The organism is Prevotella sp. (genome assembly GCF_036570325.1).
Taxonomy (GTDB): Bacteria; Bacteroidota; Bacteroidia; order Bacteroidales; family Bacteroidaceae; genus Prevotella.
On record NZ_DATCYK010000118.1, the window covers coordinates 1 to 7,947 of the forward strand.

Consider the following 7,947-nt stretch of genomic DNA (forward strand, 5'->3'; position numbering starts at 1 on the left):
AATGAAGTTGAAGCAAATCTTTCTTTGGCCTGCGGAGAAGCTGTCACAGCGCGTGCTCTATGTGCTGATGGGCTTTGTGGCTGTCGTTTTCTTCCTTTTTTACTTCGTAGGATACGACATGCCCTATTGGGAAAGCCCCGACTTCAATGCTCCTTTCTTCACGGACGGGGTATTGTGGCTGTCTATCTTCTTTGTGGTTGTGGCCTTGGCATTGATTATAGGGCGCTGTGTGATCGACGTGAAGAAGGCCCGCGGTGCCGGCAATGGCTATGAGAACAATGTGCCGGTGCGCAAACTGAACCGTTATTTGTGGCTTTCGCTGTTGGCGGTGGTGGTCTTGACGGCAGTGTTTGCTTCGTCACGGCCGCTGACTATCAATGGGGCGGAGTACACCGATGGGCTTTGGCTCAAGACGGCCGACGTCTTTATATATACCGGAGCGGCGCTGTTGGTGGCTGCTTTCGGCGCTGTTATCTACGGAGCGACCCGTTATCGCCGTAAAGGTACTTTAAAATAATGTTTAAAAAGCGTATTCGTCAGGTTCCCGGACTTAACACAACATCGACGGCCGACATATCGTTTATGTTGTTGATATTCTTCTTGGTGGCGTCATCTATGAACGTCGACAAGGGACTTATGCGCCAATTGCCGCCCATGGAGACCAAGCCCGAGCAGCAGAAGCCTACCGAGATAGACCGAAAACAACTGTTACGGCTAAGCATTACGGCCGATAATAGGTTGCTCATGGACGAGAAGCCCGTGGCGATGGATAAGCTGCGACAGCATTTGGACGTGTTTTTGACACAACGGGGCAGCCGCCACATGATTATGATAGAATCGGACCCGGGGGCTGATTACGACGTTTACTTCCGCTTGCAAAACGCCTTGGTGGCCGCTTTTCAGCACTGGCGAGAGCAAGCAGCCTTGAAAACTTACGGGCGAAACTTCCGTAAGTTGACCTCAGCGGAGCGTGATCATGTGCGCGAACTCTGTCCGCAGCGCATTTATGAGTCGTATGACACGGCGCAGAAGGGAGGTAATCAATGAGCAGATTCAGGAAATCGAGGCGTGAAATGCCCGGTTTGAATACGGCGTCGTTACCCGATTTGATATTCACGGTGCTGTTTTTCTTCATGATAGTGACCCACATGCGCAAGGTAACAGTCAAGGTGAAGTACCGCGAACCGCAAGGAACGGAACTTACAAGGCTCACGAAGAAGTCGGCGGTCACCTATATATATATAGGTAAACCTTTGGACCGACGGGGCGACAGTGGCCGTACCGTCATTCAAATGAACGATAAGTTGGTCACGCCGGCTGACATCGTAGACTATATTTCGGCCGAAAGAAGTCGCATGGCGCCCGAGGATTTAGAGCTCATGACGGTATCCTTAAAGGCCGATAGGGGTACGAAGATGGAGTTGATAACCGAGGTCAAGATGGCGCTTCGTAAGGCTAAAGCGCTGAATATCAGTTATTCGGCTACGCAAGAGAAATAAAACAGGCTTTTATAATCTTATTTTGTCATCGTTCTTTTATTTGCGATGATTTTATAACAATTTAGGAACAATTCTATACAAAATCAGCTTCGATTTTGTAACTCTCAAAGTTTTGTAGTAACTTTGTAACCAAATATATATTAAAAATGGGACATCATAATTTAGATTCTTTAGACAGAAAAATCCTCAAATTGGTTTCCGAGGATGCACGAATTCCCTTTTTGGAAGTGGCCCGTGCCTGCAATGTGAGTGGAGCTGCCATTCATCAACGTATTCAGAAGTTAACAAATTTGGGCATAATCAAAGGCTCTCAATTTATCATTGACCCTGAAAAGATAGGCTATGAAACCTGCGCTTTCATCGCGTTATACTTGAAAGATCCATCTGATTATGACCGAGTGATGGAAGAAGTAAGGAAGGTTCCCGAGGTAGTAGAGTGTCACATGACCACCGGTGGCATGGACCTATTCCTTAAACTTTATGCCCGCAACAACCATCATCTGATGGAGTTGATTCACGATCGCTTGCAACCGTTAGGCTTGTCACGCAGTGAAACCATCATTTCTTTCAGCACTTCGTTTGATCGCCAGTTGCCTATCTCTTCGATAGAGGAGTCTTCTGCCGATGAGGAAGATGACGATGATAACGCCGGAAACGAATAAATCAGCATTCCATTCATATAAAATCCCGCAACAGACGCTTAGCGTTGTTGCGGGATTTTTCGTTTCTTTAGTGAGTGGGTGTGGGCTTCCTATTGCCTTTCATAGGTAGCGAAGGCGTAGTCGAAAGCATGTTTCTCGTCCTTGGAGTGTTGCTCCTTGGCGGTCAGTGTCCAATCGTCATAGGGCGGGAAGAATACGTCGGCTTGCTCGGGAGTGTCGTCAATCTCGGTCAGTAGCAGGCGGTCGGCCCGCAGGATGGCTTCCTTATAGAGGCTGGCGCCACCTATGATAAACACGTCTTCATCGGGTTGGCAGTGGGCAAGGGCCTCGTCGAGCGATGAAAAGCAGTCGCAGCCGGGAAAAGAAGCCTGCGTGCGGCTCAAGACTATGTTTCTTCGGTTGGGCAGGGCGCCCTTGGGCAGCGAGTCAAAGGTGCGGCGTCCCATGATAATCGTGTGGCCGGTAGTCAGCGCCTTAAAGCGTTTCAGGTCGTTGGGCAGCCAGTAAATCAGTTTGTTTTCAAAGCCGAGAGCTCTGTTTCGGGCCACGGCGGCAATCAGATTGATATTCATAAGCTGGGTTATACGGATACTTTGGCCGCTATATGGGGCCATGGGTCGTAGGCTGTAAGTTCAAAATCTTCGTATCGGAAAGCGAAAAGGTCCTTCACGTCAGGGTTAAGTTTCATGACGGGTAGGGGCCTTGGACTGCGTGTGAGTTGGAGTTTGGCCTGCTCCAAGTGGTCAAGATAGAGGTGAGTATCGCCCGTTGTGTGGATAAACTCACCCGGTTGGTAGCCCGTTACTTGAGCCATCATCATGAGAAGGAGGGCATAGCTGGCGATATTGAATGGCACTCCGAGGAACGTATCGGCGCTTCGCTGGTACAGTTGCAGGCTAAGTTTGTTGTCGGCCACGTAGAATTGGAACAGACAATGGCAGGGAGGAAGAGCCATTTCATCGACTTCGGCCGGATTCCAAGCCGAAACGATCATTCTTCTTGAGTTGGGATTGTGCTTTATTTGGTCGAGAACGTTCTGTATTTGGTCGATGGTTCCGCCCTGATAGTCGGGCCATGAGCGCCACTGATGGCCATACACGGGGCCCAACTCGCCATTCTCGTCGGCCCATTCGTTCCATATTCTCACGCCGTTTTCTTGTAAGTATTTCACGTTAGTGTCGCCTTTGAGAAACCAAAGGAGTTCATGAATGATACTCTTTAGGTGGAGTTTCTTGGTGGTAAGGAGCGGGAAACCGTCTGCTAAGTTGTACCTTGTTTGATGACCGAAGACCGACAGCGTGCCGGTTCCCGTGCGGTCGCCTTTTTGGTGGCCCTCGGTGAGGATGCGGTTTAATAGGTCTAAATATTGTTTCATGATGTTTATTTGAGTTTCAAGACGGGAGATAAGGGTTGCAGATGGCTGCTTTTAATTTTCCATTCTTGTGGAAAAAGGTTGTTGGCACGGTTGCCTATATTCTTCGCAAAGCCTAAAGGAATATCTTGATAGGCCACGGTAACAATGCCTCGGGGTGTTTCTGAGGGCAGGGTAATGGCCTCATGGCGAAGGTAGGCGATGGCTGTGGGGTAGTCAATGTTGATGAGGGGATAGGCTGTCGTTGCCTCTTTGAGGATAGAAAGGGCCGCCGAAGGGTCGGGAATGAGGTCTTTACCTTTCTTTATAGGTGGATTGACGCCATGTGAAAGGACGTGGAGTTGGCGCGAATCTTTATCCTTTAAAGGAGCAAGTGGTTGTGGAGTGGCTGTTTTAAGCGTAGCTTCCGCTGTATTGTTTTTCCTCAACACGGCCATGAAAAGTCCTTCTCCTTTGGTCTTTCCGGGGATAAAACGGTACATGGGGTGGGCGTCTGTGAGGCTGCCGGTGATGTTCCAATCGGGTTGAGTGGGGATAGCGATAAACTCGGCCCCGAGTTCTTGCGCAATCCAATTGGCGTTTTCTTCGTTCTCATGTGCGTTAAACGTGCAGGTAGAGTAAATCAAATAGCCGCCATCTCTCAAGCATGGCCATATATCTTTCACGATTTCACGTTGCAACCTGCTGCATTTCTCCACGTTGTCGGGGCTCCATTCGTTGATTGCTCCTTCGTCTTTACGAAACATTCCCTCACCCGAGCAAGGCACATCGGTCAGGATAATGTCGAAAAGAAGCCTGCTCTTTTGGTAGTCTTGTGCGTAATTATTGGTGACATAGATGTCGGGATGGCCGAATTTCTGTATATTTTCGCTCAGGATTTGCGCCCTGTTCTTCATCGGTTCATTGCTAAAGAGCACGCTACCGTGGGGGAGTGACGCCATGGCGCAGGTAGATTTGCCGCCCGGAGCTGCGCAAAGGTCGAGCATTCGGACGGGAGTTGTGGCTAAATATTTGAGAACATGGGCCACAAACATGGACGATGCCTCTTGTACATAGTAGAGTCCGCCGTGTAACCATGGGTCGAACGTGAAGTTGGGGCGGCCGTTCAGATACACGCCATCTTCACACCAACCGATTGGCTCGTGGTCTGTGGCAAGTTCAAAATTGGAAGTTTTAAAGGGATTAAGCCGAATGCTGACGGGTGGCGGCGTAGAAAGTCCCTGCTCTAAGAGAGAGTAGAGTTCGTCGCCCATGAGCCGGCGAGTATATGAAGTGAATGCTTCGGGGATATTCATAATCAATTGCAAAAATAGAAAAATTATATTGTTTACGCCTTGCCGTGGTTCTATATTTAAGAAAAAATATCGTTCCTTTGCAACCAACGGAGCATGTTTTAAGTCTAATAGTCAAATAACAAGATAATAATAATGGATATGAAAAGATATTTAATGGCATTGGCTTTAAGCCTATCATTGGGATTATTACCATCTAATGCAGTTCCTAAACATCGTCATCACGCACCGGTCACGGCTATAGCTGATACTGTTGACACCGGCGTGGAGGCCTATTCAGACACGTCGAGCGTAGACACGTCGGTGCAAGATACGATCATCGACCTTGGTTCTACGGCCGATTCAGGTGATGATTGGGAAGAATCGATGGCCGAAGGCTTCTTAAAGGACTTGTTGGGAGGCACTATTGGCATAGGTGGATTGCTGTTCGCATTGGTTGTAGTGTCGTTTGTTTTCTTGCTGTTGTTGTCACCTTTTATTATATTAGTGCTCGTTATACGCTATTTAATCAAGAAACATAATGACAAAGTGACCATTGCGCAGCAGGCCATGGCTACGGGCGTACCTATTCCGAGTGACGTTTCGTCGGGCCAACAAAAGACTGATGACTACCTATGGCAGAAGGGAGTAAAGAATGTTTCGGTAGGTTTGGGACTAGCGTTGTTCTTCTATTTCCTCGACGCTACGGCCTTGGTAGGCATTGGTTTCCTCGTAGCTTGTATGGGAGTGGGCCAAATTTACATTGCGAAAAAGACCACCCAACGTGGTTCCTCAGACAATACAGATCAGCAGAAACCTGAATTTTAGCAACTTTGAAGGCTTTAGACGACATCTCTCTTGTAACGCAGGTGGCTGTGTTTCATAACCTTAAAGCTTTTGATAAGCTGGTTATGAAATATCAGTCACCTATAAGACGCTTCTTCCTTAACCAGACTTTAGGGGATGAATCGTTGAGCGATGACCTCGCCCAAGAGTGTTTTATAAAGGCATATTCCAACATCGGACAGTTCAAAGGGCTGTCGAGCTTCTCTACTTGGCTCTATCGCATCGCTTACAATGTGTATTATGACTATGTCAGACGCAACAAAATGACGATGGATATTGATTCTAACGAGGTGAAGAAGCTCTATGCCGGAAGTTCATCCGTTGCGGAACAAATCGATATTTACAAGGCTTTGGAGTTGTTGACGGATAGCGAACGCACTTGCATAACGTTGCAATTGATGGAAGGTCAGCCCATCGATAAAATATCAGAGATAACCCATTTGGCACAAGGAACGGTCAAATCGCATCTTTCAAGAGGCAAACAAAAGCTGGCAAATTACTTAAGACAGAATGGATATGATAGAAAATGATGAACAATTAATAGCCCGTTTTTTTGCTGAAAACAAGCAAAATATAGCGGATAAGGGCTTTACCCGACAGGTGATGAGGCAACTTCCGGTGCCTGCCCAACAACTAAATAGACTATGGACTGCCATTTGTTCGGTGGCGGCTGTAGTCCTTTTCTTCTTTGTGGATGGTGTTACGGCCATCAAGAATATACTGATTCAGTTGGGAGGAGACCTCTTGGGAGGCTTTGCTTCCTTGGAATTGGGAGGCGTATCACCGGCCTTTGTTTATTTGGGAGTGCTGTCTGTAACGCTTGTCTTGGCCTATAACGTGGTGGAAAGTCCTAATTCTTAGCCGGTTGTTTGGGCTGTGTCAGCAGTTTACCTTCTTCGTCTAACAGCCCGAAAGTTGTCTTTATAACTTTAAATTCAGTTCTTCTGTTGATCTGATTACATATTTCCTGCCTATCTTTAGATAATGTTTCGATAAATTTTTCTGTGAGAATATCTCCCTTCTTTAGCCATGGATATTGCTCAGAAACTTTACGATTGACAGTCTTAGGGACTGATTTGCCATAACCTTTTGCCACAAGTCGTTGTGCGGAAATGCCTTTGTTCCTTAGATAATCAATCACTTTTTCGGCTCTTGCTTGTGACAGTTGACGATTATATTCGGCTGTTCCTCGATAGTCACAGTGGGCTCCCAATTCTATCACAACATGCGGATTATCGTTTAAAAGCTGCACTAATTCATCGAGTGCTTGCGATGATTCGGGGCGTAGGGTGGCTTTATTGAAATCGTAAAAGATATTGTCTATGAGCACCGGAGCGGTGATAGAAGCCAATGGAAACTGCAAAACATGCTCCTTACTTTCGGCACTTTTGCCTATATGAAGTTCCTCTTTATGATTTAGGAAGCCCTTGCAGGTGGCCAACATGACGTAATCTACGCCCGGTTGAACTTCATAATGAAACGATCCATCGAGCTTTACGCCCAACTTCCTATTGGTTCCATCGTTGCCCACAAGGTACACTTGGGCCTGCGGTAACTCATATCCATCCATTTCATAAACCCACCCTTTGATGGTCTGAACTACCTCCGGATTCTCAAAAGAGTAGATATGATCCCATCCATGGCTGTCGTTTCGGTTAGAGGAAAAGTAGCCCTTGTTCTTAAATCCCTCGAAAGTCATGCCGAAATCATCGCCCATGCTGTTGAGCGGATAGCCCGGATGGTGCAGCGTATAGCGTAGGGGGGGCTTGTCGTAGCGGGCAAAGAAAATATCGAGTCCACCCATTCCGGGGTGTCCATCACTTGAAAAATAAAGGTCACCGTTGGCCCTGAACGTTGGAAACTCCTCATTTCCGGGCGTGTTTATGGGGCTTCCTAAGTTCTCAACGCCACCCGTACCGTGGTCGGTCAGCCTAACTCGCCAAATGTCGAGCCCGCCATGACCACCCGGCATGTCGCTTGTGAAGTAAAGCCATTGGCCATCCGGCGAGATAGCTGGGTGGGCATAAGAGGATAAAGTGTCGTTAGTGATATTCAGCTTTTCGGCCTTTCCCCATTGGGCGTCCTGCATTGACGAGGTCATTATTTGCGCATAACGAGGAAAGTCGGGGTCTGTGGTACATTGGGTAAGGTACATTGTCCGCTGATCGGGGGAGAAGGCACATGTCCCTTCGTCGTAAACCGTATTGAGACCACCCTCGACTGTCATCGGTTTTTTCCAATTCCCATTCACGTCTTTCTCCGTTCTGAAGATGTTACCTTGCCCCGTACCGGTGATA

11 protein-coding genes are annotated in these 7,947 nt (G+C 47.7%); 7 read left to right on the top strand and 4 right to left on the bottom strand.

The genetic code is table 11. The features are described 5' to 3' along the window. The 4 genes from VIR50_RS10625 to VIR50_RS10640 form a co-directional block, all read left to right on the top strand. Positions 1-517 (top strand): hypothetical protein (locus VIR50_RS10625; RefSeq protein ID WP_331935098.1); only part of this gene is annotated, 517 nt, incomplete at its 5' end. Next, complete coding sequence (locus VIR50_RS10630) at positions 517-1,047, top strand: ExbD/TolR family protein (RefSeq protein ID WP_331935099.1); 531 nt, start codon at positions 517-519, stop codon at positions 1,045-1,047. The genes VIR50_RS10625 and VIR50_RS10630, both read left to right, overlap by 1 nt. Further along, positions 1,044-1,499, top strand: coding sequence for an ExbD/TolR family protein (locus VIR50_RS10635; RefSeq protein WP_331935100.1), 456 nt, complete (start codon positions 1,044-1,046; stop codon positions 1,497-1,499). Before VIR50_RS10630 ends, VIR50_RS10635 begins: the two co-directional genes overlap by 4 nt. Positions 1,500-1,645: 146 nt before the next feature. Further along, complete coding sequence (locus VIR50_RS10640) at positions 1,646-2,161, top strand: Lrp/AsnC family transcriptional regulator (RefSeq protein ID WP_331935101.1); 516 nt, start codon at positions 1,646-1,648, stop codon at positions 2,159-2,161. 89 nt (positions 2,162-2,250) lie between these two features. Here the strand turns inward: VIR50_RS10640 and VIR50_RS10645 are convergent, their stop codons facing one another. The 3 genes from VIR50_RS10645 to VIR50_RS10655 are packed head-to-tail and all read right to left on the bottom strand — an operon-like array spanning position 2,251 to position 4,828. Next, a complete protein-coding gene (locus tag VIR50_RS10645) occupies positions 2,251-2,733 on the bottom strand; it encodes a dihydrofolate reductase (protein ID WP_331935102.1) in 483 nt (160 codons plus the stop codon). Positions 2,734-2,741: 8 nt separating this feature from the next. Continuing rightward, positions 2,742-3,536 (bottom strand): thymidylate synthase, encoded by a 795-nt coding sequence (locus VIR50_RS10650; RefSeq protein WP_331935103.1) that lies wholly within the window; start codon positions 3,534-3,536, stop codon positions 2,742-2,744. Between the two features lie 5 nt (positions 3,537-3,541). Next, the gene (locus tag VIR50_RS10655; RefSeq protein WP_331935104.1) at positions 3,542-4,828 is read right to left on the bottom strand and encodes a methyltransferase RsmF C-terminal domain-like protein; all 1,287 of its coding nucleotides are present in this window, start codon (positions 4,826-4,828) and stop codon (positions 3,542-3,544) included. A gap of 138 nt (positions 4,829-4,966) precedes the next feature. Here VIR50_RS10655 and VIR50_RS10660 point away from each other — a divergent pair, with 138 nt between their 5' ends. The 3 genes from VIR50_RS10660 to VIR50_RS10670 are packed head-to-tail and all read left to right on the top strand — an operon-like array spanning position 4,967 to position 6,511. Beyond that, positions 4,967-5,632: a DUF6249 domain-containing protein gene (locus VIR50_RS10660; RefSeq protein WP_331935105.1), complete on the top strand. Its 666-nt coding sequence runs from the start codon at positions 4,967-4,969 to the stop codon at positions 5,630-5,632. Between the two features lie 5 nt (positions 5,633-5,637). Beyond that, positions 5,638-6,180, top strand: a complete 543-nt coding sequence (locus VIR50_RS10665; RefSeq protein ID WP_331935106.1) for an RNA polymerase sigma factor — start codon at positions 5,638-5,640, stop codon at positions 6,178-6,180. Beyond that, positions 6,161-6,511 carry a DUF5056 domain-containing protein gene (locus tag VIR50_RS10670; protein ID WP_331935107.1) on the top strand — a complete coding sequence of 117 codons (351 nt, stop codon included), beginning with the start codon at positions 6,161-6,163 and terminating at the stop codon, positions 6,509-6,511. The genes VIR50_RS10665 and VIR50_RS10670 overlap by 20 nt, the downstream gene beginning before the upstream one ends. Here the strand turns inward: VIR50_RS10670 and VIR50_RS10675 are convergent. Further along, the coding region (locus VIR50_RS10675) for a PorE family type IX secretion system protein (protein WP_331935108.1) at positions 6,501-7,947 on the bottom strand (1,447 nt) is incomplete at its 5' end. The genes VIR50_RS10670 and VIR50_RS10675 overlap by 11 nt on opposite strands.

What these genes read in the sequence shown, in the direction of transcription:
- VIR50_RS10630 (WP_331935099.1), top strand. Translation starts at nt 517, where the DNA reads ATGTTTAAAAAGCGTATTCGTCAGGTTCCCGGACTTAACACAACATCG.
- VIR50_RS10635 (WP_331935100.1), top strand. Translation starts at nt 1,044, where the DNA reads ATGAGCAGATTCAGGAAATCGAGGCGTGAAATGCCCGGTTTGAATACG.
- VIR50_RS10640 (WP_331935101.1), top strand. Translation starts at nt 1,646, where the DNA reads ATGGGACATCATAATTTAGATTCTTTAGACAGAAAAATCCTCAAATTG.
- VIR50_RS10645 (WP_331935102.1), bottom strand. Translation starts at nt 2,733, where the DNA reads ATGAATATCAATCTGATTGCCGCCGTGGCCCGAAACAGAGCTCTCGGC.
- VIR50_RS10650 (WP_331935103.1), bottom strand. Translation starts at nt 3,536, where the DNA reads ATGAAACAATATTTAGACCTATTAAACCGCATCCTCACCGAGGGCCAC.
- VIR50_RS10655 (WP_331935104.1), bottom strand. Translation starts at nt 4,828, where the DNA reads ATGAATATCCCCGAAGCATTCACTTCATATACTCGCCGGCTCATGGGC.
- VIR50_RS10660 (WP_331935105.1), top strand. Translation starts at nt 4,967, where the DNA reads ATGAAAAGATATTTAATGGCATTGGCTTTAAGCCTATCATTGGGATTA.
- VIR50_RS10670 (WP_331935107.1), top strand. Translation starts at nt 6,161, where the DNA reads ATGGATATGATAGAAAATGATGAACAATTAATAGCCCGTTTTTTTGCT.